The sequence below is a fragment of the Komagataeibacter diospyri genome (genome assembly GCF_006538165.1).
GTDB classification, from domain to species: domain Bacteria; phylum Pseudomonadota; class Alphaproteobacteria; order Acetobacterales; family Acetobacteraceae; genus Komagataeibacter; species Komagataeibacter diospyri.
On record NZ_BDLU01000081.1, the window covers coordinates 1 to 24,485 of the forward strand.

A 24,485-nucleotide genomic window follows, 5' to 3' on the forward strand; every position below is an offset into this window, starting at 1 on the left:
ATCTTTATCAATGCTCATGCGGGGGCTCCTCTTCGAGCAGATTATCACTGCACCGCACAAAATTCAGGATAGTCCCTGGACCAGGGGCATGTGCTCCGTCGTTATCGGTCGTGGGGGATGACATAGATCTATGCCTCTGGGCCGAATAACCGTTGGCCATTTTTATGTCTCTGTTTGTTCATCCATTCCCCCAAATCGTCGTCGGTAGACTGCGGGTGTGATGCCCGTTTGCCGTTGAAAAGCGCGACGAAATGTGTCGATGTCCTTGAAACCAAAAGCAACAGCGACTTGCTTGGGATAGTCCCCGGCCTCCAGTCTGCCACGCGCAAGATCAATGCGGATCTGCTCGACCCATCGAGCTGGGGTCATGCCTAATTCCTGACTGAAAATACGTGCGAAATGGCGCGCGCTGAGCCCCGACCGGTTCGCAAGTGTCGCCGTACGGGCGTCTTCGTCCGGATGAGCAATGAGCCATCTCTGAATATCCTGGATGACCGAGCGTCCGGCAGGTCTGACTTCACCCCGTCTGCTGAACTGCAACTGACCTCCAGGCCGTCGGAAAAACATGACTAACTGGGACGCGACGTCTTTTGCGAGCGCCAGACCACAGTCTTCCTCGACCAGAGATAGTGCAAGATCAAGGCCGGCAGTCACGCCGGCGGCTGTGCGGAGCGGTCCATCTCGCACGTGGAGCGCATCGGGCTCGATTTCTGCAGCAGGACATGCCAGAGCAAGTTGATCGACTACGGCCCAGTGGGTCGTCACTCGCCGACCATCAAGAAGACCTGATGCCCCCAAGAGCAACGCGCCCGTACAGATGGAGCCATAACGACGGCAATTTGGTGCGACACGACCAATCCAGTCGACAATTTTCGCTTCATAACGGGTGTTTTTCAAACCCGGCGCACCGGCAACAAGAAGGGTATCGAACCGATCGAAAGCATCATCTACTGTACAGTCCGGTAGAAACCGCATTCCAGATGAGGATTCAATCGGCCGGTCAGAGACACCCACGACAAAAAGAGCATACGCTTTATAGCCGATCTGGATATTGGCTTCTGCGAACACATCCAGTGGACCTGAAATATCCAGCATCTGTGCACCGGGGAGCGCTAGAATGCCAATTTTGCGCATGTTCTTTCTGTGTCCAGCCATGACGTAAAATGTCTTGTTCCGTCGTCACACGATCATAGGAGACATTGTATCCAAAAGATATGATTCCGGCAGACATACAGGGAAAGGCAAACCGATGCCCACCATCAAGATACCCGACAGCAAACTGGTGAAAGAGATTGCCGAGTTCGTGCGCGACACCGAAACAGAGCTTCTGTTCAACCATTCCAGCCGTGTTTATATGTTCGGTGCCCTTGCCGGTGCACACAGAGGCCTGAATTTCGATCGTGAGCTACTTTACGCGGGGGCCATGTTTCACGATCTTGGATTAATGGCGGCTTACAGCAGTCCCCATGAGCGTTTCGAAGTGGATGGAGCCAACGCGGCGAAGGCGTTTCTTTCCGGTCGTGGGATTGCTCCGCAGGATATTGACCTGGTCTGGACGGCGATTGCACTGCATACCACGCCCGGCATCCCCAAACATATGCATCCGATTGTCGCTCTCGTGACTGCAGGTGTGGAAATGGATGTCCTCGGGCTTACCTATGATGAATATACGGCTATTGAACGAGACACGGTCGTCAGGGCATTTCCTCGTACACCGCATTTCAAGGAAGACATTATTCAGGCGTTCTACGAGGGTATCAAACATAAGCCAGAAACAACATTTGGTAACGTGAAAGCCGACGTCCTGGCTGACAAGGATGCGCATTTCCACAGAGGCAATTTTTGCAGCGTTATCCGTCGTTCCCATTGGAGCGGGTGATAATGTGGTTATTGTATAACGACAGCTCTGGTGATCCTGAAATACACGGCAAACACAACGTCGTGCAGGTCTGGGTGCGGGTCTTCATGACATTCGTGCTGGTGCGTTTCGAGGCAATCCATCAGGCCGTCAACGGCGCGAGCGTGCCGACCGGACAGATCCATCACCTGACCCTGCCCGATCGTGGATCCGCGGTCATCCGCAACCGTAATGCGCGAACCGGGAGGTCCAGAAATTCTCTCGCTCTCTCTCCAGTCGAGAAACCCGACCTGGTACCAGGTTCCGGTGAGATTCTGGTCGATATGGTGGCGGCCTGTGTTAACTTCATGGATACCGGCGTCCGGCACGGTCTGTTCGGGACGGAAGCCGGCCGGAACCTCCTTGGCGTCGAGAGTGCGGGCCGCGTTCTGTCCGTCGGCAATATTGCGCCGCTTGATTTGGTGCGTGCTCTGGCGGGCGTTTCGAATTCTTCTGCCGGACCGACCGGGTGACCAGTACAAAGCGACTTGTCGACATTTTTATTGCCCGATCACGAGCGTGATGTGTGCTGCACCTGACTTTCAGCGAATAAGGGTCGCACCAGCCAGTAAGACCAGGAACACCAAAATGTTCATCTTCGGCTCCCAATAACGCATGAAGGTGAACGTGATCGCAATCCAGCCTGCGGCAGCGGCAAATGATATCGCTGTGACCGCTCTTTGATCACCGAGTGCTGGCACCTGCCACGTCAGCCAGAGGCAGAGGAGACCAAAGACAACCTGGCCGAGTGCAAATGACGTATTGAGGCCATAATACAGGGTTGTCTCCGGTCCCGGTACACGCTTGTGGCGCACGTATTGTGAGACGACGTCGACGAGAAAATGTAGTGTTCCACTGAAGGTCAGCCAGATGTAGGCGGCAAGCAGCAAAGTCCTGTGCATGTTGCTTATCCGAAGCGCACATGGGTTAGCTTTTCAGAAATATCCCACAGACGGGCTGAAGCCTCCCGGTCGAGTGCGGCGGGGGGTATTCTGGCGGCGGTGGGATATCCGCGCGTCTCGCTCAGTCTGTCGGGGCCATAATAGCCGCCCCCCTTTGCCTCGGGTGACGTTGCGGCGAAAAGGGTCGGCAGCGCGCCCTGGGCAGCTGGCTGGAAAAGAAACCACAATACCCGTCGCGCGATGCTGAAGATGCTTGAGGCGCCAGTACCATTAGGAAGAAGGTCTGTCCGCGAAATACCAGGATGGGCGGCGATACTGGTTACCCCCCAATGTCCGGCTTCGCTGCGACGCTGGAATTCCAGTGCGAACATCAGGCAGGCCAGCTTGGACTGGCTGTAAACCGGCATGGACTTATAATCATGTGTAGCCTGAAGGTCATCAAATGCGATCCGGCCGTCACGTGCCGCGATGCTGGAGAGCGTTACAACGCGCGGATTGCGACCCTTGCGAAGCAGGGATAGCAAATGCGCGGTCAGTGCGAAGTGCCCGAGATAGTTGGTTCCGAACTGCAGTTCGAAACCATCCGGGGTGAGTTTGCGTGTGGGGGGCATCATCACCCCTGCATTGTTAATCAGCACGTCGAGATGGTCGTTCTGGCTGCGCAGACGTTCACCAAACGCGGCAATTGACGCAAGATCAGCCAGATCAAGAACCTCAAAGCTGATGGAAGCTTTGGGCGCTTCCCTTTTTATCCGGGCAACGGCGTCCGCGCCTTTGCCGGGGTTTCGTCCGGCGAGAATGACCGTTGCTCCGGCGCGCGCGAGCGCCAGCGCATCCTCAAACCCGAGGCCGCCCGTCCCGGTCACGACGAATGAGCGCCCGCGAATGTCTGGAATGTTTGATGTCGTCCATTTTCTCATGTTGGGCTCCTGTATCAGCAAGGAATTCTCTTCGGGGAGAGGAGGCCGGTATTTCGACGGCAGCGCGCCATTGATCCCGGCAGATACCCCATATTTAGGCGTACACGGCGACAGGACGAATGCCCGAACTCTCAAATTTCTTGCCCGATCCTGTAATGCTCTGGCTCAGACGATGAGCCGCGTGTAGATGGGAACTGTTGGAATTTTGGCTGGAGCAAGAAATGTCTTCATCTCTCGCCAGGGCTGTAACTTGCTATTTGGACGGGCGGGGTTGTGGCACAGACGGGCTTTTCACGACGTCTTTCGACGGCCTGAATATCATCAGGCTGAGCGGAAAGACGTCACCGAATGGCATGGTTTACAAACCATCACTCTGTATTACCCTTCAGGGCGCGAAGGAGGTAGAGTTTGGCGACGCCATCTTCGCGTATGGCGCCATGGGCTTCCTGCTGGTTAGCGTCGAAATGCCCGCTCTCAGCCGTGTGACGCAGGCAAGTCACGCATGCCCATATATTGGCATCACCCTGGATCTGGATGCAGGTATCCTTCGTGAGGTCATGACACAACTGACGCAGCCACCTTTACCGTCGAATGATCAGGGAATTGGAGTATTCGTCGCCGAACTTTCTGAAGATCTGGCCGACTGCGTCCGGCGGCTCATACGGCTGTTCGATAATCCGATGGCGCCTCCGGTCCTCTGGCCTGCGATCATGCGGGAAATCTGTTTCTGGCTTCTGACCGGACCCCATGCGGGTGAAGTCTGTAAACTCGTCCTGCCTGACAGTCACCTGCAACGGGTTGCGGAAGCCATTCATCTGCTGCGCGCGAATTTTACAAAGCCGGTGCGGATCGAGCATCTTGCTGCCGTTGCACGCATGAGCCTCTCGTCCTTCCATCAGCATTTCAAGACACTGACGTCCATGACGCCGCTCCAGTATCAAAAGCAGTTGCGACTGCTTGAGGCGCGCCGCCTCATGGTATCAGAGGATGTCAATGTCTCGCGCGCGGCGTTTGAAGTTGGTTACGAAAGCGCGTCGCAATTTAGTCGGGACTATGTTCGCAGGTTCGGGATAGCGCCCAAACGGGACGTGATGGAACTCCGGTCCTTTATCATCTGACTATGCTGGAGCGAATGCGAAGGTTTGTCCGTATCAGATTTCCTGTGTCGGGAACTACAGGCTTTCCTCGCTCATCTGCCTGTCTGCTAAATAAAATCAGCAGGCAGGCAGCATTCTCGCTTACAGCGTAACCACTTTGATGCCCCCGCGAACAGCCACCCGCCTGTTGCCTTACCGTGCTGGTATTCCGTAGTGCGACATTCCCGGTCGTTGATCAGGCCGTCCCGTGGCTGACTGACCACAAAAATCCACAGGATCGTTGATGTTCGAGGAATACTGGCCGCCTTTTCCCTGATGTCCGGCTAAAGGACGGAGATCACTGCAGCAGAACCATTATTTGATGACGTCGATATCGGTGCCTTCCTGCCGGCCAGGAAAATACAGCCTGAGGGGTGACAAAGGAAACGCAACCTGTCGATCTACCGGGCATGTAAGGCGGATCGACAGGCAGGAAATTGTTAGTTCATTCATAGGGGAGCCTGACCTGGTGGACCGCAGGTTTCTTTCAGATCAGGATGGAACGCTGATGGAAATTATGACGTAAACCGCTCTCCAGTCATTTCTTCGCTTTTTGCCCACAAGGCCTCGGCATGTGCCAGATCGACAGCATAGGCACGCACACCCCCGTCAAGCAGTCCTTTGGGCGCGTCATTGGGAATGACCTGTGCGACGTGGCAGTCCTCGCAATAATGCCCGCCTGCCGCATTGGCGTCTGCAACAACACCAGCCCATACCGAGGTCGCGGCGCCCTGTGGGATTGTTTTGAACTCAAAGGGCGGTTTGCCGTCAGCAGCAGCCTGCGCGTTGATCTGCGCCACCATTTTTTCAAGTTCGCCCTGTGGCAGGTGGCGCACCAGTTCCGTCATGATCCCGCCAGGGTGAACGGCAGTGGCCCGTATACCCTGAGCCCGATGCCGGGCATCGAAAGCAACCGCGAACAGGATATTGGCGGTCTTTGACCGGCCGTAGGCAACCCATGGATCGTAAGGCGTGTGTGCGAAGTTCGGATCGGCGAGATCGACATCCGAAAAACGATGCCCGGCGGAGGAAAGATTGACCAGACGCGAGCCTGCCCGCAGCAGGCCGGCAATCCGGTTGACCAGCACGAAATGCCCCAGATGGTTGGTGCCGAACTGGGTTTCAAACCCGTCTTTCGTATGGCCGAAGGGGGTGGCCATCACGCCCGCATTGGCAATGACCAGATCGAACGCTTTGCCTGCCGCATTCAGACGGTCCGCGGCAGCGCGAACGCTTGCAAGATCCGCGAGGTCAAGTTCAAGCAGTTCAAACGATCCGCCGCCTTTTTCCGCATCAGCGCGGACCTGTGTGGTGGCGTGTTCCGCCTTTGCAAGGTTGCGTACGGCGCCCACGACCGTGGCCCCATGGGCTGCCAGTGCACGGGCTGTCTCAACACCAAGCCCTGCTGAAACGCCGGTGACGAGAACGCGCCTGCCGGCAAGGGAGACGCCGTGCAGGACATCCTCGGTTGTGGATGTTGCGCCAAACTGCTGTGTCATAGTCTGTGCCATGATAGGCCTCCAGCATGAAGGGAGCGCCATTTCCTTGCGGAAAGAGCGCCCGGGGAGTTATGTGGAAGCATGCTCCGCTTATTTATATACGGAGCATCCATCCGTTTAACAAGAGGGAAAGACGTGGAAGAGGACCAGACGCGCCGTCGCAGGCCACGCAGCGATGGACGTAAAAATCGCGAACGCCTGCTGGAAACGGCCAGGAGCGCCTTTGGATCAGGCGAAATCGACATTCCCCTCGATGAGATCGCGCGGCGTACCGGTGTGGGGATCGGCACGCTTTATCGACATTTTGCCAACCGCGATGCCCTGATCGAGGCGGTCTATCGCGATGAACTGAACAGGCTCGCCGCAGCAGCCACCCATCTGGCAGGGACACAGCCGCCCGTGGCAGCGCTGCGTGCGTGGCTGAACCTGTTCGTGGATTATATCGCGACCAAGCAGGTGATCGCCCCCGCGCTCAACAGCCTCCTGGGCGGAACGGACGCGATCTATGCGGACTCCCGCACCGTTCTTACCGCTGCGATTGACGGGCTTGTCGCCCGCGCCATGGAAAGTGGTGACATCCGCCCTGACATTGAACCGGTAGACCTGCTGTGCGCTCTCGGTGGTGTTTCGAACTACGCGACAGGCCCCGGCTGGGAAACACGGGCGAAACGCCTTGTTGATGTTCTGATTGCAGGGTCGCGTCCCGAAGGATGAGGGTGACGGCCAGGGGCGGCGTGACATGTCCTTTGGCAGCCGGAACGTCGCCAGAAGCAGCAGGCCGCGGAAGACATAGAGCAGACCGAATGCCGCCGTAAAAGCCGCTGAAACCGAAAGCGGGCCCGCGGCATGTGACAGGCCCCATCCCGGCGCCGCGGTGCAGGACGTGGTCAGGGCCGGACCGCGCGATACGCTGCACGATATTGAGGGTGACGGTCGCCATGGAGATTTCCGAAAGCGGTCATTGCGTCCTGGCGCTCCGTTTGCATGATGACTTCACCTCGTCGTGTCGAAGAAGCACACGGCGTATGCGGTAACCTCTCCCACTGCCTTGATGCCCGGAAGGAAAACCTCAATGATCCGTTTGCGTCATATCGTCATCGCTGCACTGCCGTCTCTTGTTGCCGGGCACGCCAGTGCGCGCATGGTCGACAGGCCAGTCTCATGGACATTCGAGGGCACGCGCTATGACAGCGTCCTCGTCTATGACGACGCGACGACCGCGCGGCGGCCGGCGCTGCTGATGGTTCCTGCATGGTTTGGCCTGAACGCGAATGCCATCCGCAAGGCCGAAGGCGTCGCGGGGCAACGCTACGTGGTCCTGCTGACGGACATGTATGGCGCCACGATCCGCCCGAAGAACACTGCCGGCGCACGTGACGCCGTTGCTCCTCTGCTGTCTGACCGTCCCATGATGCGTCGTCGGGCGGCCTTTGCCCTGACGCAGCTCAGGACGCTTGCATCGCAGGCACCGATCGACACGACCCGCCTTGCCGCCATCGGCTACTGCTTCGGCGGGGCGGCGGTGCTTGATCTTGCCCGGTCCGGCGCGGACATTGCCGCCGTGGTTGCGTTCCACGGCAATCTGTCGACGGACGACCCCGCCCTGGCGCACGCGATCCGGGCGCGCGTCCTGGTCATGAACGGGGCGGACGACACCACGACCAGCCCCCAGTTTGATGCCTTCCTGACCGAAATGCGCGGCAGTCCCGCCCCGTGGCAGTTTCTGGCCATCGGTCATGCGGTCCACTGCTTCACCGAAAAGGAGGCAACGGCCGCAACCGGCCTGTGCCGGTACGACGCGCAGGCGGATGCCTGGTCGTCGATGATGATGCGCGCGTGGCTTGATGAAAGTTTCTCCGCCCATTGAGGCTCCGGCACATGGAATAACGCACCATACCGATGGAGCGATGCGATATGCCGCGGCATATGCGCTGCAATGCGGCCATCGAGGGCTTCGTGCATTTCCGTTTCACATCCGGGGCCGGTGCAAAGACGCAGGGTTTGCAGAAAATCCTGCGTCTGTATGGAGCCGGACGGCCCTTGATCCCGCTATCGATGTCAACGGTCCCGTGTGGGGGATCGCCGTTTGGCGTGACCAGTTCGTGCACCATGAACAGGCGCGGTCCAGTGGTCACGGGTTGCGGCTACGTGATCATCGGTCGTGGTGGCCGCTCCGTCTGCGGCACCCATCTGGAACAAGTCCACTGCACGCCTGTCCCATCCGGAGCCTCATATGGTCTTCGTGATGCCGGGACAGAGCCTGTATATAGAGGAGGTTGATCCTCGCGAGTTTATCCGCAACCTCGACCGTCACGATGTGGAAGGGCTGGCTCACGCCATGAACCTGATTGGCCCGGTCTGGAGCATATGCCGCAAAATTGACGGGGCAATGTATGGCTCCGCCGTTCTTCAAAGCGGCGTAGGCCGGCAGCTTGACGATGCTATCCGCATCGGCGTCAATATATCCGGCTGTGTCGTTACTGCCGTCCGGGAAAAAACATAGCCTTTACCCATCAGGCCATCGAGCTGGTGACTGACGCGCATTCAGAAGGCGGCATCATCCACAAGGCCCGCCTCGACGCATCGGCCAATGTGATGGCGGGCCCGTTTCCTGACGCCCGGCAGCCGTATGCGCACAGAAAGGCCACCATCATGACGTCCGTATCCATGATTTCATGGGCTGGCCTGTTTTGTGCAACCGTCATGCATCCATCCTTTCCTCCCGCCTGTCCTGTGCAATGGCCGGGGAAGGATGACAGGTGTGCGCCTCCTGCCCGCCCTGGCGTCGGGCGGATGATGACGTGTTTGCATGAGGCATAGCCGCGCCCTGCCTATTTCTACGACGGTGAACAAATCTCTCCATGCACCGCTGGACACAGGTCCGGGTGTCGTATTCGGCAGGCTACCCGACAAGGAGGCCGCCTCAGTGCAAAAGGTGTTATCACGCGCCTGTTTCAGGATATCACGGCCCGCCTGGCTGAGCTGCCCGTCCGCAGCCCCGGCGTTGGTGCTGGTGCCTCTGTCACCAGGGCATGGCTCTCCACGGAGTCGTTTCCGCGTCTCTCGGGTGTCATGGCAACTGAGTATTATGTAAATAACAGTTATTCTATATAATAAAGAGGGAGGGATACCAGACAGTCTCCCTGATTATATCAGGGGAGTTTCTTATAAAATGTATAGAACAGGCCGTTATTCAACCGCTAGTTGAATGAATTCTTCTGTTGCCGTCTTCTATGTCAAACTGTATCCATGAATGACGAAATATGTCGTTTTCAAGGCGACGTTCCATTCAATGCAGGACCGACCGGTTATTGCCGGTCAGGCTGACCGTTCAGGGGGGTACTGATGCAGTTCAGGGCCGTGGCGAGTGCTTTTCTTTTTTCTGCGGTCCTAACGGGGACTGCCCATGCGGCGGGTACGGCATCGGTTCCTTCTCCGGCAGCCACGCCAGCGCCTGCAAGGTCTGCGGGGACGGCTGGTGCGCCGCAGGCCCCGGCCCAGCCGTCGCCGATCACCACGCAGCAGAATTTTGGCGCCTGGCAGGCCAACTGCACCTATGCGCCCACGACGCGCGCGGCCGCGCTGTGCGTGGCGGCCCAGCAGCTGAGCATGCAGCAGCAGGGCAAGACCGTGCCGCTGGGCATGGTGATCGTGGCGCGTGCCGCGACCGACAGGGTGGCGATGACCGCGCGTCCCTACGAGCTGAGCATCATGACCCCGCTGGGCTTTGACCTCACGAAGCCTGCGACCCTGTCGATGGATAACGGCAAGCCGGTCAGCCTGCCCTATCTGGTGTGTAATGCGTCGGGGTGCCTGTCCACACTGCAGGCGACGCCAGCCATGATCGCGGCGCTGAAGGCGGGCAAGACCGGGCATATCCGCGTCAGCCGCGTGCCTGCGCAGGGCGGTGGGACGGTCACCATCAATTACGACATGAGCCACTTCTCCGACGCCTTTGGCGCGATCGAGACCTGGTCCAGCCAGAAAGCGCCTGCCTGACGCAGGCGGCATAGTCCGGATTGCGCATGATGCGCTGGCAGTTGGGGGCGGCCGCAGCCGTGATGGTCCTGCCCGGTGTGGCAATGGCCCAGGTTCCTGGCCTGCCCGGCGGCGTGATGCCGGCGGGGCCGGGCTCGTCGCAGGACCAGTTCCAGCGCTTCGAGCAGCACCAGGAGCAGCTTGACGCGCTGCCGCCACCGTCAAACGACATCCAGGTGCAGAAGCCGGCTGCCCTGCCGCAGGCGTCAAAGACCTGCGTTACGGTGCATGACATCACGGTCGAGGGCGCGCAGCACCTGTCGCGCGGCACGACGGATGCGCTCACCCGCCCGCATATCGGCACCTGCATGGCGGTGCGCGATCTCAACGGGCTGATCAACGCGCTCAATGCCGCCTATATCCGCCAGGGATTCATCACCTCGCGGGCCTACCTGCCGGAGCAGAAACTTTCCAGCGGGCATCTGCGGATCGTGGTGATCGAAGGGAAGCTGGCGGGCGTCGCGCTGAAGGGCCGTCCGACCCGGCTGGCGACCGTCATGGCCTTCCCCGGCCTGCACGGGAAAATTCTCAACCTGCGGGATCTGGAGCAGGGGATCGAGGACATGAACCGGCTGAGCCACTGGGGCGCGCGCATGCGCATTGCACCCGGCGGCAAACCGGGTTCCTCCACCGTGGTGGTGACCGCGCCAAAGCGTGGCGTGCTGCATGGCCAGGTCTGGTTCGACAATTACGGCCAGCAGATCACCGGGCAGGAGACGGGTCATGCCATGCTGACGGCGGAGAATCCGCTGGGGCTGCTGGACCTGTGGTCGGTGGAATACGACCATTCACTTGTCGGCCATGCCGGGCAGCGGGGCACGTCCTACCTGTCGGTCAACGGTTCGATCCCGTTCGGCTACTGGACCGTGTTCGGGTCGTGGTGGCATTCGCAGGATGACTATCCGCTCGCGACACTCAGCGACATCTACCACCTTGGCGGCGGCCGGCGGGACTGGAGGCTGGGCATCTCGCGGGTGCTGCTGCGCAACCGCATCGGGGTGACCACCTTCCAGGCCAGCTACGAGCGCAAGTCGTTCGGTTCCGAGATCAACCATACGGTGATCGACACCGAGACGGCACGGCAGGCCTTCGTCAACGTGCAGGTCAGTGAATCGCTCAAGGGCTGGGGCGGGGTGTGGTACATCACCGGTGGCCTCAAGGTCGCGGTGGACGGCGCGGGCACGTGGTCGAACTTCACCCGTCCCGGCTGGCAGGACCCGCATTCCTCCTACCTCAAACCTTCGCTGGATATCGACGGCTACAAGCCGCTCACGCGCGGCGTGCTGTGGCACACCACGCTACACGGCGAATACAGCACGCGCGACCAGTTCCCCACCAATGAACTGCAGGTGGGTGGTCCCTATTCGGTGCGCGGCTTCCTCGAACAGATCCTGCTGGGCAATGACGGCGGCTACATGCGCAACGACTTCTCGTGGCAGCTGCCCACCAAAGGCCTGAAATGCGGGAAGTTTGCCTTCATCTGCCATCAGGTCATCGAGGGCACCCAGCTTTACGCCGCTCTTGATGTCGGCGTCGTGCGCGCGGGCTTTGCCTCGTCCTCCACACCGCCCGCGCTCAGGGGCGGCGAGATGGCGGGCGGCGGGCTGGGGCTGCGCAGGACCACGGGGCCGTTCTTCTGGAACGTGTCCCTGACCCATTCAATTTACACCGGCCCGCTTCCCTCGGAAGGGCTGATCACGCTGTTTCAGGTTGGAGCGAAGATCTGATGAAGACGCGCCGCAGGACTGCCGCGCCCGATACCATTGCGGGTCCGACCCTTTTCCAGCGCTGCGTGCATGTGTTTGCAGCGGCCTCCCTGTTTCTGGCCTCGACGGTTTCCATGGCCTCGGCGCAGCAGGCCGAGCCGCAGATCGTGGTCGATCCCCATGCCGGTGGCCCTGAACCCACGCTGGACAAGACCCAGAACGGTATCGATCAGGTCAATATCGCCACCCCGAATGCGGCGGGCGTGTCGCATAACGACTTTCTCGAATATGGCGTGCCCGAACGCGGCGTGATCCTGAACAACGCCACCACGGCCACCGAAACGAAGATCGGCGGCGTGGTCTATGGCAACGAGAACCTGCATGACCATGCCGCCAGCCTGATTCTCAACGAGGTGACCGGCAACCTGCCGACCCTGATGCTGGGCTATACGGAAGTGGCGGGGCACCAGGCCTCGGTGGTGGTGGCCAACCCCAACGGCATTACCTGTGCCGGCTGCGGGTTCATCAACACCGCCCGGGTGACGCTGGCCACCGGCACGCCGGAGATGGATGCGACGGGGCACCTGAAGGACATCGCGGTCCGGGGCGGCAACATTACTTTTGAGGGCAAGGGCGGTGACTTCACTACCGTGCCGGTGCTCGACATCCTGTCGCGTTCGGTGACCCTGAAGGCGCAGGTCAATGCGGAGACGGCCAATATCGTGGCCGGGCGCAACCGGGTTGATTACGGCACCAACGCGGCCCATCCGCTGGCGTCCGACGGGACGGCCGCACCGGAATTCGCGATCGATACGGCGGCCCTTGGCGGGATGTACGCCAACCGGATCTACATGGTGGTCAACGAGGCCGGCGCCGGCGTGCGGGTGGACGGCACCATGGCGGCGAATGCCGGGGACATGACGCTCACCGATGCTGGCGACCTTGTGCTGAATGGCTCCATGACCGCCTCGGGTAATGTACAGGCCCAGGTGGGGGGGCAGGTCGCCAATGGCGGAACGCTGCAGTCGGGTGGCGGGATGCAGCTGGCGGCCGGCGGCGTCCTTGAAAATAGCGGCAGCATCGGTGCCGGCACGACGCTGTCGGCCCGGGCCGCTGCGATCGGCAATAGCGGGACGGTAACGGCTGGAGCAGGCGCGCTCTCGCTGACGGCTGCGGGCGCATTGAACAATAGCGGCGGTATTGGCGCATCCGGTGGCAGCCTGTCTGCCCGGGCAGGGGCCGTTGCCAATACCGGTACGATTGCGGCAAAGGCGGGCCTGACGCTCGCCAGCGGCAGCACGCTGTCCAATGCCGGTGGCCAGATATCGAGCACGACCGGGCAGGCCTCGATTGCCGTCGTGGGCGCGCTGGATAATACGGGCGGGAAGATCCTCGACCAGTCGGGTGACATGACGCTGTCGGCGCAGGCCGTCACCAATAATGGCGGGGCCATCCAGGCGGGTGGCAGCCTGACTGCTGCGCTGGCCAGCTATACGTCCGACACCACGGCTTCGCTGACGGCGCAGCAGGCCCTTGCCGTTACCGCCACGGGGGCGGTCGATAACGAAGGCACGCTGGGTGGCGGCACGGGCGTGACCGTGACGGCGGACCACATCGCCAACGGATCATCCGCCCTGCTGATCGCCACCGGGGGCAACCTTACCCTCAATGCGGCGGGGACTGGTGGTCTGGCCAATACGGGGATCATAAAATCCCGGTCGGCATCGGGCAGCCTGACGATCGACGCCGCCACGCTGGCCAATAGTGACAGCATCCTTGCCGCCGGCACGCTTGGCGTGCGCACGGCCGGTACGGCGACCAGTACGGGGACGCTGTACGGGGCAGCCGGCCTGAGCCTTGCGGCGGGTGGCGCGCTGTCCAACAGGGGCGGACAGCTTGGCAGTGATACGGGCATGGTGCAGCTTGCCGCCGCCAGCCTCGACAATACCGGTGGCAGGATCATCGTGACGGATGGTGGCCTGAACATTGATGCCGCCAGTGTCGCCAATAATAACGGCTGGCTGCAGGCAGCCACCCTCATGTCCATCGTGACGACCGCGCTGGACAATACCGGCGGGACGGTTCTTGGCGGGACATCCGTCAGCCTTGCGCGCGATGCGACGGGGGCGGCCCTTGACCACCTGACGAACGCATCCGGTCTGGTCGAGGCCGGTCGCGATCTCACGATCAGCGCGGTGAGCGTTGACAATACATCCGGTGGCCTGGTCGGGAAAACCGGTTCTGTTGCCATCACCGATAATGGGTCGGGACAGGGGCTGTTCACCAATACGGATGGCGCGGTCCAGGCGGGTGGCGCGCTGACCCTTACGACCGGCCAGTACGCCAGCGACACATCTGCTGCCCTTCAGGCAGGAACCGCGCTTGACCTGTCGGTCACGGGGGCGGCCGATAATGAAGGGGCGATCACGGCGGGTAACGGGCTGACCCTTTCGGCGGCCAGCCTGGTCAATGGCGCGAAGGGTACCATTGGTGCGCTGGCCGGGGACACGACGATTGCCGTCCATGGGAATGCGGCATCGCCTGCCCTGTCCAACGCTGGCGCCATCGAGGACGCGGATGCCGCCGGTGTCCTGAAGGTTGATGCGACGTCGCTCGCCAACACGGGCACGATCATCTCGCAGGGGAACCAGACTCTTGTCACGGCCGGTTCCCTGTTCAACAGCGGCGAAATCGCTTCCCTTGGTGGCGGTGGCACGCTTTCGGCGGCGGATCTGACCAATAGCGGCCTGATCGCGACTGCGGCGGGCCTTGACGTGTCCACGACGGATGACCTGCTCAATACCGGCACGCTGTATGGCGCGACCGGGCTGACGCTTGGAACCGGGGGCACAACGTCCAATCCGGGCGGCACCATCGGCACGGGGGATGCGGGCGCGCTGGTCCTGACGGCGGCACAGGTCGCCAATGACAATGGCACGATCCAAGCCGGGTCCAGCCTCGCGCTTTCCACCGCAGGTCTCGATAACGAAGCCGGCACGATCCTCGCAGGGGGCATCATCGGGATTGGCAACGGCAACGCCACGACGCCGCTGACCGCCCTTGATAACCGCGGCGGCGCGGTGCAGGCGGGCGGCAATCTGACCATTGCGGCGGCCAGCCTCGCCAACACCGCTGGCACCCTGGTCAGCGTGGACGGCAACGTCACGCTCTCCGCAGGGGCTCCCGCCACATTGATGACAACGCTGGACAACACTTCGGGCGGCATCATCCAGGCGGCCGGAAATGTCTCGATCGCGGCCGGTACGATCGGCAATGATAACGGCCGCATCCTCGCACTCGATGGCAACATCGCGCTGGACGCCGACAGCGCGCCCGCATCCGCCCTGGCCTTTTCGAACGCCGGTGGCGCGGTCAAGGCGGCCGGGAACCTGTCGCTGGTGACGGGGACCTGGTCCGATGATGCCACAGGCGTCATGAGTGCCGGTCAGGACCTGTCCGTGGTGGCGGCGGGCGACATGGATGTTGCGGGCACGCTGGTGGGCGGGCAGGGGTTGACCCTCACGGCGGCTGGCCTGACGACCGCGTCAGGCGGGCTGGTGGCGACCGAAAACGGCGTGCTTGACCTCGTCCTGACCGGAACGGGTAGCGGCGATGGTCTGTCCAATGCCGGGCGGATTGAGGCCGAAGGCCGTGGTGCGACCCTGAACGCCAGGACGCAGGCCGCCCTGGCCAATGGCGGCACGCTGGTCTCGCAGGGGGATGTGACGCTCGCGGCGCAGGGCGTGACCAATAGTGGCGAGATCGGTGCGCTGGCCGGTCTGGTGGACCTCAATGCGGCCTCCCTTGCGAATACCGGAACGCTGGTCGCGTCTGATCAGATGAACGCAACCCTGTCCGGTTCCGTGTCGAATTCCGGTCTGGTCTATGGCACGCAGGGCGTGACACTGAAGAGTGGCGGCGCGATCGACGATACCGATGGACGGATCGGGGGCAATGGCGCGGTCGCCCTTTCGGGGACCAGCCTGACCAACACATCCGGCGCGGTCATCTCGGGTGCGGGCACTGTGAGCGTCACCACGACTGGCGTCGTGGGCAATGAAGGTGGTGCGATCCAGGGCGCGGGTAATGTCGTGCTGGTGGCGGCGTCGCTCGATAACACCAGCGGCGGCCGGATCGTCAGCACCGGCGGCACGCTGGATGTCCGCAACGCAGGCGGTGGCGCGATGGCGCAGGTCGCCAATGACGGTGGCGCGCTTCAGGCAGGCAGGGATATCACGCTGGTTGCCAATAGCCTGACCAACGGGTCGGGCGGGCTGGTCAACGCGGCCGATGGCAGCCTGCTGGTCTCCGCCGGTGGCACGCAGGCTGCCGTCAGCATCAATAACGCGGGCGGCACGCTGCAGTCATGGGGAGACCTGACCCTGGTGGCGGCCGGGCTGGACAATGACGGCGGCAGCGTGATCGAACGCTCCGGCCAGAATACCCTGTCGCTTGCGAATGCCGGCGGCGGCGCCATGACCGGGTTCAGCGATACGGACGGTGTGGTGCAGGCGGCGGGCAATCTTTCGCTTGATACGACCTCGCCAGGTGGCGCTGCGCAACTGGTCGCGGGGAACACGCTGGCCGTGACGCTCACCGGGGGGCTCGACAGTGGCACGCTGTTCCAGTCCGGTGGCGATACGCTGCTGCGGGTCGGGGGCGATTACACGGCCGAGGCCGGTGGCGGGGTACTGGCCGGGGGCAATGCCACCGTCACGGCGGCATCGGTCACCAATAACGGCGCCCTGATGGCCGAAGGCGGGCTGCTGGACGTATCCTCGGGCGGGGCGATCACCAATACCGGCCTCATTGATGGCGCGGCCGGGGTGGCCCTGGATCTGCCCGGCACCCTGACCAACCAGCTCGGGGCCATCCTGTCGGAGAACGGGTCGATCGGGATCGGCAACGGTGCCAGCGGGGCGGCCACCGCCGTGTTCAACCGCTCCGGCGAAATTGTTGCTGACAGCGCCAGCGGGGATATCCTGATCAACGCCGGCACGGTCACCAATGATGTTCTGGGTGGGGTGACGGTCGTCAAAAACACCGTGCTGTGGAGCCATAGTTATGGCGGCGGCAGCAATGTCGATATTCCCGTGCCGGCAGGCCTGCTGGACACGGCGACCGGCGTGCAGGGCACGGGCCAGCTTGTCGGTCACTCCCAGGGGGGCACGATCTATGTGCAGGAAGATGGCGGGCGTGCCACGCTCAACAACGCCGCTTCCCTGATCTCGGCCGGGCGTGATGTCGATATCACCACGACGGGTGGCATCGTCAATGACGCCAGCCATATTGCGGCGGGGCGCGACATCAACCTCAGCGGGGGCAGCCTCGACAATATCGGCTATGCGGTGCAGCACGCTTTCTACGTTACGTGCAAGGCCTTTTATGGCTGTAGCTGGACCCGCGAGTCCGATCCTGCTTTCACGGGCGGTTCGACCTCGGCCGTAAGGCACAAGAAGAAAATTGCTGGTATTACGGTCGGCCACTACTGGACAGCGGCCCCTGAACCCAAGGAAAAATGGGGATCGAGCGAGACCTATTACGGCCCGACCGGCACCATCGTTGCAAAAGACAATATCACCGGCACCTTCACGGGCACGATCAACAACCAGACGGAAATCGCCAACGCGAGTTCCAGTGAATACACCACCTATACCGGCGAGACGCCGGGTGGCCTGTCTCCGGTCGCCGCCGCGTCTGCCGCATCCGGGGTTGCGGCTGACGCCGCGCTGAACGGCGGGACGACGGCGGCCCTGGCGGATGTCAGCACCGGGGTCGCGGGGGCGACCGGCACGCGGAGCGGTGCGGCAGCGCCCGCCACGGCGGGTGGTACCCTGGCCTATCAGGGGGTCGAGACCGCGCAGGTGAAGGCCTCGGCCACGGCGCAGGAAGCGGCGATGACGCTGCCGGGCTTTGCCACCAGCAGCGACCCGACCATCCCGACGGTGATCTCGGCCATTCCGGGCGGCAGCGCGCTGTTCATCGCCGATCCGGACCCCGGCGCGCATTACCTGATCGAGACCAACCCGAAATACGCGACCTTCAGCGGTTTCTACGGCTCGCAGTACCTGGTCAACCGGCTGGGCGACAACACGGCGGATTACGAGTTCCTGGGGGATTCGTATTTCGATACCGAGTTCATCCAGCAGCAGATCGTGGCGTCCACGGGCCAGACCTTCCTGGGCAGCAGCTACGAGACGGCCAACGAGCAGATGGAACTGCTGCTCGACAACGCGGTCTCGGAATCCAATGCGCTTGACCTGACCTTTGGCGTGGCGCTGACGGCCAGCCAGCAGGCGGCGCTGACGCAGAACATCGTCTGGTATGTGCCCGAGACAGTGGACGGGCGGACCGTTCTGGCGCCGAAGCTGTATCTGGCCCCGGGCCAGGCGACGCTTTCCGACGGGGCGGAGATCTCGGCCACCAACGTGTCGCTGACCGGCTCGAGCATCAACAATACCGGCACGATCAACGCCAGCAACGCGCTGTCGCTGACCGCGACCAGCGGGGATATCGTCAATGCGGGCGGGACGCTGTCGGGTGGCAGCGTGGCGCTGGCGGCGCTGAACGGCTCGGTTGTCAATGAGGACCAGCTCAACACCTTCATGGTCGATGGCGGAAAGGCGCAGTCGCTGGGCGCGCAGGGCACCATCACCTCGGGGGGCGATGCCCAGATCTATGCGGCGAAGGACATCACGTTTGATGGCGGGTCGCTCAGCGCGCTGGGCGATACCACGCTTGTGGCAGGCCAGGGGATCACGCTGGGTTCCGTTGCGGCCAGCGCGTCGCAGGACATCGAGCAGCATGATTACAGCCATCGCGCGGCCGAGACGGAGAATTTCGGAGCGTCGATCAGCACGGGCGGAAACCTGACGGCGGCCGCCCTTGGGGGTGACCTCACCCTGGCGGGGGCAACGGTTTCGGCCGGGAAGTCGGCCACGCTGATGGCGACGGGCAACGTGAACCTCAACGCGGTCACCGACAGCCAGTCCTCCTATACCCGCACGGTCGAGCACGGCTTCCTGAACAAGACCACCACGACTTCAAGCGAGAGTTCAACCGACCAGGTCGGCAGCACGGTGGCAGCCAATGACAACGTCACCATGGTCTCGGGCAGGGACATGTCCGTGGCGGGTACGGTTGCAGGCGGCGGCAATGTCACGCTCCAGGCCGGTGGAACATTCACCGAAAACGCGCTGAAGGATACGGCGCAGTCTGCCTACAGCCAGGAGAAAAGCGGCCTGTTCGTGGGCACCAGCGGCGCCGGGTTCGAGGTTGGGTTTGGCAAATCGCGCCAGACCGCCAATGACAGCAGCACGACCTGGACCTCCAGCGAAATCGGGTCAACGGGCGGAGACGTAACCGTTGCGGCGGGTGGTCCGGTCACGATCAACGCGTCCGGGCTTGAGGCGGCGAAGGACCTGAATGTTTCAGGGTCGTCGGTTTCGTTCAATGCCCTCAGCAATGTCGCGAAGGATTCCCAGACCAGCGATTCCAGCTTTATCGGCCTGAAAGCCGGCCTGTCGGACAATTCCGTGGTTGGCCAGGTGGCCGACATGGCGCTGAGTGCTGCGCAGGCGGCAAATGACAAGGATACCGGGAACCGGACGCTGGATGCGGCTTCGGCCGGAATCAGTGGTGCTACGGCCGGTATATCTGTCGCGAAGGCCCTGAGTGAGAACGCCAAGAGCGGCGAGGTCGAACTGGTCGGGGTAAGCGCCGAGGTCGGGTTCTCGCATGACCGGCAGGCCGAAAGTTCCACCACGACGACGGTGCAGGGGTCGACGGCCGCTGCCGGCGATGGCCTGACGGTCACGGCGACGGGGGCCGGGGGTGGTACCACCGACAGCAATGCCGGTGACATCATTGCCACGGCGTCGCAGCTTTCCGGGCAGACGGTTACCCTGAACGCGCCGGGAACCGTGACGCTGCAGTCCGGGCAGGACACCACGCACACCACGTCCAGCCAGTCTTCGGAGTCCGCCTTTATCGGGGCGACGGCGTCGCTGAACGCGGATGCCCAGTGGGGCGTGAGTGTTACCGGCCAGGTCGGCGGCTCCCATGCGCAGAGTGATGCACGGAGCGCCACGCAGGTTGATAGCACGGTGACGGGCACGGACAACGTGACCGTCAACAATGCTGGAGGCGCGACCACGCTGGACGGGGCAAAGGTCTCGGGTGGATCCGTGGACGTGACGACGGGAAGTCTGGACATCACCTCGGCGCAGAACACGGCGAGCTATTCCAGCAATCAGGAAAGTGGCGGGTTCAGTTTTGCGATTCCGGTCTACGGGGTGGGGGGCGAGAAGGGCTTCTCGGTCAACGCCTCGGGCGGCGCGCTCGGTGATACCTACGCCTCGACGGAAGCCAGCGGGCTATCGGGGATCCATGCTGGCAATGGTGGTGTCAACATTGCCGTTGCAGGCAATACCAGCCTTGACGCCGGGGTGATCGAGAGCACGGCGGCGTCGGCGCTCAACAGTCTTGCGACAGGCAGCCTTACGGCCAGCGGGGAGAAGAATGTTTCCGATTATGCCGGGGCGTCGGCCAGTTTCTCCTCCAGCACGATGCAGGGTGGAGGAGATACGGGCGAGGACAACTCGGTGCCCCTGACGCAGGGTTTTGCGGATAACGGCATTCCCATGGCTTCGGCTGCGGCGGTAGCCGGTTCCCATGGGACGGAAAGCCAGTCGGCGATCGGCTCGAACATCACTGTGGAGACGGGCGCCACGTCCGGGACCCTCTCGCGTGATCCGTCCACCGCCAACCAGGCCATCACCAACGATTTTGACGCCAGCAAGGAAAGCAATGTCCTGGCGCTCGCCAATGAGGCCGAGACGGTCACCCAGGCGGCGGCATGGACGGCCAAGCTGGGCTATGACATGGCCAGCGAGGGAGCTGACGACAGGGACACGGTCGGAACTGACGCGCGCGACATACAGCCGAAGCAGGATAGCGTGGCTGGCACAGGAGATGCGACGTCATCAGGATTACGGCCTGACAGGTTTGGCGAAGATGGTGGACCTGGTGGCTTTGAGACTCTCGACTGGAGAATGGGGCCAGGGATTAAAAAGGGGGATAGCACGGGAAACAACGTCGGTGCGGACGTACCACAGCCAGTCGAACCCGACGTTGCAAATCCATGGGATACTACGACTCGGGTGCACCGAGAAAATATCCTGAGGCTTGATTCCTCGGGGGGGCTGACGGTTGCTCCCGATATGGCCAACGAGTATCCCGGTGCCGAGGTCGCAATGACTGATCGGTTTGGACCGGGAGTTGCCCATTATTCGCCGGATGCCGTAGTTTCGGGGGTGGGTATCGGAGATCTGGGCATTAACATTCCTGGCGCAGGAACATTTCGTTCAACTGGTATGTTCACGGATCACGGCGAACTGGAGTTCACCAAGGACGGCAGCAGTGATATCTACATTTTAGGGGCGCCCGGGCCGGTCGATTACACCAAGATAGTCGATTATACCAAGACAATGGGCGGGAAAGTTTCAGCTTCTACGTTAGATAAAAATACTATCACTGATCGGCTTTCGGGACAGACTACAGCTTCTGGCGGTGGATGGATCGCTTTAGGCGATGACTCCATAGGGGCCGCTCGGCCGATATTACCTTCCGGCTACGACTGGGTTAAAAATGCAGATGGTGAAGTGGCTATCAGAACTCCAGACGGTGAAGTTATTACCAGTAGTGACGGTAAATCAGATATTGTTGGTGCAGGGCTGAACAACGCTAAACATAACGAATCTATCAAGGAGAGTGTTAACAGGCAGCGCGGCGGCGACCATGCGAAGAGAGTGGGGGATGAAAGAGAAAGTAAGGTTGCTGGAATAGTTGATGGGACTGTGTCTGGAGAACTTGTTGTTACAGAAAAATATGGGAAGACAGACATTGATGTTGTCGCAAAAAATGGCGATTTGATTGCAGTTGGCGGACCAGCTAAAGCGAAAAATCTGGATAAACTAGATAGAGTTCTAAGAATATACAAGGCGGTTGCCGAAGAAAGAGGAGTATCTGCGATGGCATACTTTTCAATGGATACGCCAAAAGAAGTAATAATTCGTGCCGGGAAAATACTCGGGAAAAGAAACGTTAAAACATTTATGGATAAATAAAATGAAGTTAAATTGCGAGATAAAGCTGTTAGGGTCTATTTCTGAAACATTCCGTGATATGGCCAAAATTCTTTGCGAAATCGGGTTCTCTTTATGCAATTCGGAGAAAGAAATTATTAGTTATCATGATGGGGAGCGGTTGGTTTGGAAATTTATAGGCCATATGGACGCAAAAGAAAAAAAAATAGACGAGTTTTTATATGCAGTTGATAATAAAAATATCCGAAATGTCCAATTTTGGCGGGGAAAGGGGAATGATTTATTTGTCTCGTGGAAAATAAAAAATGATTGCGTGGCATATGAAATTTCTTTTGATGGCTGGACAGAAGAAGAGGTCAGCGAGATAATGTCATATATTTTGAAGGTCATATTAAATATGTATAAAAGATCTAGCGATGTTGGTCGGGTTATGTCTATTTTCACCGAATGAATAATATGGAATATATATCGTTAAAATGAGAATAACTCATCAAATGACGTTTTGTGTTGATGTAATACCTCTAAAAAATAGTGACCTTATTACCGAAAGAGAAATTTCTTCAAACAAAAACGTGTTTGAGGATCCAATACCTGTCGTAAGAGATATTAGTGAAATTTCAAGGTAGGCCCGTGAACGCAAGAGGAAACCGGCTAGAGCGTGAGAGATTAAACCTACCAGATGTAATTGTCACACTAAATGTTGAATGATAATTATTAACGCGTGCGGCATATAATATTATGTTGTTTGTATATTTATTAATTTAACCAAAATGAAAATATAATGTGTTATTATTTAATTATGAAGAACATTGTCATACTTATTATATGCACTTTTGTTGTGGGCTGTCACCCATATCCTGATTCCATGCGGGCGCCCGTTAGTGCGCAGGATATGTCGTGGTCTACAAAAGAAGGCACGGCAACGATTGCCGGATCCGCATCCATGCGTCTTTTTGACCACCGGAGTTACCCCACCCTGCAGGGAGGAAATATGCAATTTGCTGTTGGCAACGGGCACGAACTGACCTGTGCCGGACACGATGTGCAGTTGCTGCCGCAAAGTCCGGCGTCTGATCCTGTTGTGGACAATATGTTCCGTTATGCTGTGATGACCGGGCCAAAAGTTGCTTCTGCTGATGTTGAGCCCTTTGTTCGGCATGTCACATGCGGAGCGGATGGGCAGTTTATATTCTCTAACCTGCCTGTCGGCGTCTGGTACGCGGTTACGGAGATCGGCAGCAAGAATATTGCCGTCAAGGAAGTCAGGACCCTGCCTGACCAGACAACGTCAGTCACGCTGCAGCATCGCTGGAATTATCCCTCTTCGTGGCGACACGGACCGTCCCTCTGGTAGGTGGGCCTGACGAGGAAATCCCTCATTCCTTTTCCTGATATTCTTTCTGGCAACCGGTTCAGGCGGAGCAGGGGATCACGCTGGGTTCCGTTGCGGCGAGCGCGTCGCAGGACATCGAGCAGCATGATTACAGCCATCGCGCGGCCGAGACGGAGAATTTCGGGGCGTCGATCAGCACGGGCGGGAACCTGACGGCGGCCGCCCTTGGGGGTGACCTCACCCTGGCGGGGGCGACGGTTGCGGCCGGGAAGTCGGCCACGCTGATGGCGACGGGCAACGTGAACCTCAACGCGGTCACCGACAGTCAGTCTTCCTATACCCGCACGGTTGAACACGGGTTCCTCAACAGGACGACCACGACTTCAAGCGAGAGTTCAACCGACCAGGTCGGCAGCACGGTGGCGGCCAATGACAACGTCACCATGGTCTCGGGCAGGGACATGTCCGTGGCGGGTACGGTTGCAGGCGGCGGCAATGTCACGCTCCAGGCCGGTGGAACATTCACCGAAAACGCGCTGAAGGATACGGCGCAGTCTGCCTACAGCCAGGAGAAAAGCGGCCTGTTCGTGGGCACCAGCGGCGCCGGGTTCGAGGTTGGGTTTGGCAAATCGCGCCAGACCGCCAATGACAGCAGCACGACCTGGACCTCCAGCGAAATCGGGTCAACGGGCGGAGACGTAACCGTTGCGGCGGGTGGTCCGGTCACGATCAACGTGTCCGGGCTTGAGGCGGCGAAGGACCTGAATGTTTCAGGGTCGTCGGTTTCGTTCAATGCCCTCAGCAATGTCGCGAAGGATTCCCAGACCAGCGATTCCAGCTTTATCGGCCTGAAAGCCGGCCTGTCAGACTGAATTGCCCCGGGTTTTGTGGAGACAGCAAGACCCGTGAGGTAAGAGATATTCATGAGTAACAAATCGAAGCGTTTTC

Annotated in this window: 16 protein-coding genes; 12 read left to right on the forward strand and 4 right to left on the reverse strand. The window is 60.3% G+C overall.

Going from position 1 to position 24,485, the window contains the following annotated elements; all coding sequences use genetic code 11:
• Positions 1–162 precede the first annotated feature (162 nt).
• Complete coding sequence (locus MSKU9_RS17195; protein WP_227002570.1) at positions 163–1,134, reverse strand: GlxA family transcriptional regulator; 972 nt, start codon at positions 1,132–1,134, stop codon at positions 163–165.
• Between the two features lie 115 nt (positions 1,135–1,249).
• On the opposite strand from MSKU9_RS17195, the gene MSKU9_RS17200 reads away from it, so the two are divergent.
• Both MSKU9_RS17200 and MSKU9_RS17205 read left to right on the forward strand, forming a co-directional pair.
• Positions 1,250–1,879, forward strand: a complete 630-nt coding sequence (locus tag MSKU9_RS17200) for an HD domain-containing protein (RefSeq protein ID WP_141262579.1) — start codon at positions 1,250–1,252, stop codon at positions 1,877–1,879.
• 2 nt (positions 1,880–1,881) lie between these two features.
• Positions 1,882–2,370, forward strand: a complete 489-nt coding sequence (locus MSKU9_RS17205) for a hypothetical protein (protein WP_141262580.1) — start codon at positions 1,882–1,884, stop codon at positions 2,368–2,370.
• Between the two features lie 69 nt (positions 2,371–2,439).
• Here MSKU9_RS17205 and MSKU9_RS17210 read toward each other — a convergent pair whose 3' ends face one another.
• Positions 2,440–2,799, reverse strand: a complete 360-nt coding sequence (locus tag MSKU9_RS17210) for a hypothetical protein (RefSeq protein WP_141262581.1) — start codon at positions 2,797–2,799, stop codon at positions 2,440–2,442.
• Positions 2,800–2,804: 5 nt separating this feature from the next.
• Complete coding sequence (locus MSKU9_RS17215; protein WP_141262582.1) at positions 2,805–3,719, reverse strand: SDR family oxidoreductase; 915 nt, start codon at positions 3,717–3,719, stop codon at positions 2,805–2,807.
• Positions 3,720–3,940: 221 nt separating this feature from the next.
• On the opposite strand from MSKU9_RS17215, the gene MSKU9_RS17220 reads away from it, so the two are divergent.
• Positions 3,941–4,837 (forward strand): AraC family transcriptional regulator, encoded by an 897-nt coding sequence (locus MSKU9_RS17220; RefSeq protein ID WP_141262583.1) that lies wholly within the window; start codon positions 3,941–3,943, stop codon positions 4,835–4,837.
• A gap of 533 nt (positions 4,838–5,370) precedes the next feature.
• Here MSKU9_RS17220 and MSKU9_RS17225 read toward each other — a convergent pair.
• Positions 5,371–6,354, reverse strand: coding sequence for an SDR family NAD(P)-dependent oxidoreductase (locus MSKU9_RS17225; RefSeq protein ID WP_141262591.1), 984 nt, complete (start codon positions 6,352–6,354; stop codon positions 5,371–5,373).
• 135 nt (positions 6,355–6,489) lie between these two features.
• On the opposite strand from MSKU9_RS17225, the gene MSKU9_RS17230 reads away from it, so the two are divergent.
• From MSKU9_RS17230 to MSKU9_RS17270, 9 genes are all read left to right on the forward strand, one after another.
• Complete coding sequence (locus MSKU9_RS17230; protein ID WP_227000510.1) at positions 6,490–7,068, forward strand: TetR/AcrR family transcriptional regulator; 579 nt, start codon at positions 6,490–6,492, stop codon at positions 7,066–7,068.
• Positions 7,069–7,426: 358 nt separating this feature from the next.
• Positions 7,427–8,221 carry a dienelactone hydrolase family protein gene (locus tag MSKU9_RS17235; RefSeq protein WP_141262585.1) on the forward strand — a complete coding sequence of 265 codons (795 nt, stop codon included), beginning with the start codon at positions 7,427–7,429 and terminating at the stop codon, positions 8,219–8,221.
• Between the two features lie 366 nt (positions 8,222–8,587).
• Positions 8,588–8,857 carry a hypothetical protein gene (locus MSKU9_RS17240; RefSeq protein WP_227002572.1) on the forward strand — a complete coding sequence of 90 codons (270 nt, stop codon included), beginning with the start codon at positions 8,588–8,590 and terminating at the stop codon, positions 8,855–8,857.
• A gap of 842 nt (positions 8,858–9,699) precedes the next feature.
• Positions 9,700–10,353, forward strand: a complete 654-nt coding sequence (locus tag MSKU9_RS17245; protein ID WP_141262586.1) for an invasion associated locus B family protein — start codon at positions 9,700–9,702, stop codon at positions 10,351–10,353.
• Between the two features lie 29 nt (positions 10,354–10,382).
• Entirely contained in the window at positions 10,383–12,119 is a 1,737-nt protein-coding gene (locus tag MSKU9_RS17250) for a ShlB/FhaC/HecB family hemolysin secretion/activation protein (RefSeq protein ID WP_141262587.1), read from the forward strand.
• Entirely contained in the window at positions 12,119–22,225 is a 10,107-nt protein-coding gene (locus MSKU9_RS17255) for a beta strand repeat-containing protein (RefSeq protein ID WP_141262588.1), read from the forward strand. The genes MSKU9_RS17250 and MSKU9_RS17255 overlap by 1 nt, the downstream gene beginning before the upstream one ends.
• A 1-nt stretch (position 22,226) precedes the next feature.
• Entirely contained in the window at positions 22,227–22,655 is a 429-nt protein-coding gene (locus MSKU9_RS17260) for a hypothetical protein (RefSeq protein ID WP_141262589.1), read from the forward strand.
• A 492-nt stretch (positions 22,656–23,147) separates the two neighbouring features.
• The gene (locus MSKU9_RS17265; protein WP_141262590.1) at positions 23,148–23,558 is read left to right on the forward strand and encodes a hypothetical protein; all 411 of its coding nucleotides are present in this window, start codon (positions 23,148–23,150) and stop codon (positions 23,556–23,558) included.
• A 113-nt stretch (positions 23,559–23,671) separates the two neighbouring features.
• Complete coding sequence (locus MSKU9_RS17270) at positions 23,672–24,409, forward strand: hemagglutinin repeat-containing protein (RefSeq protein WP_227002574.1); 738 nt, start codon at positions 23,672–23,674, stop codon at positions 24,407–24,409.
• Positions 24,410–24,485 lie beyond the last annotated feature (76 nt).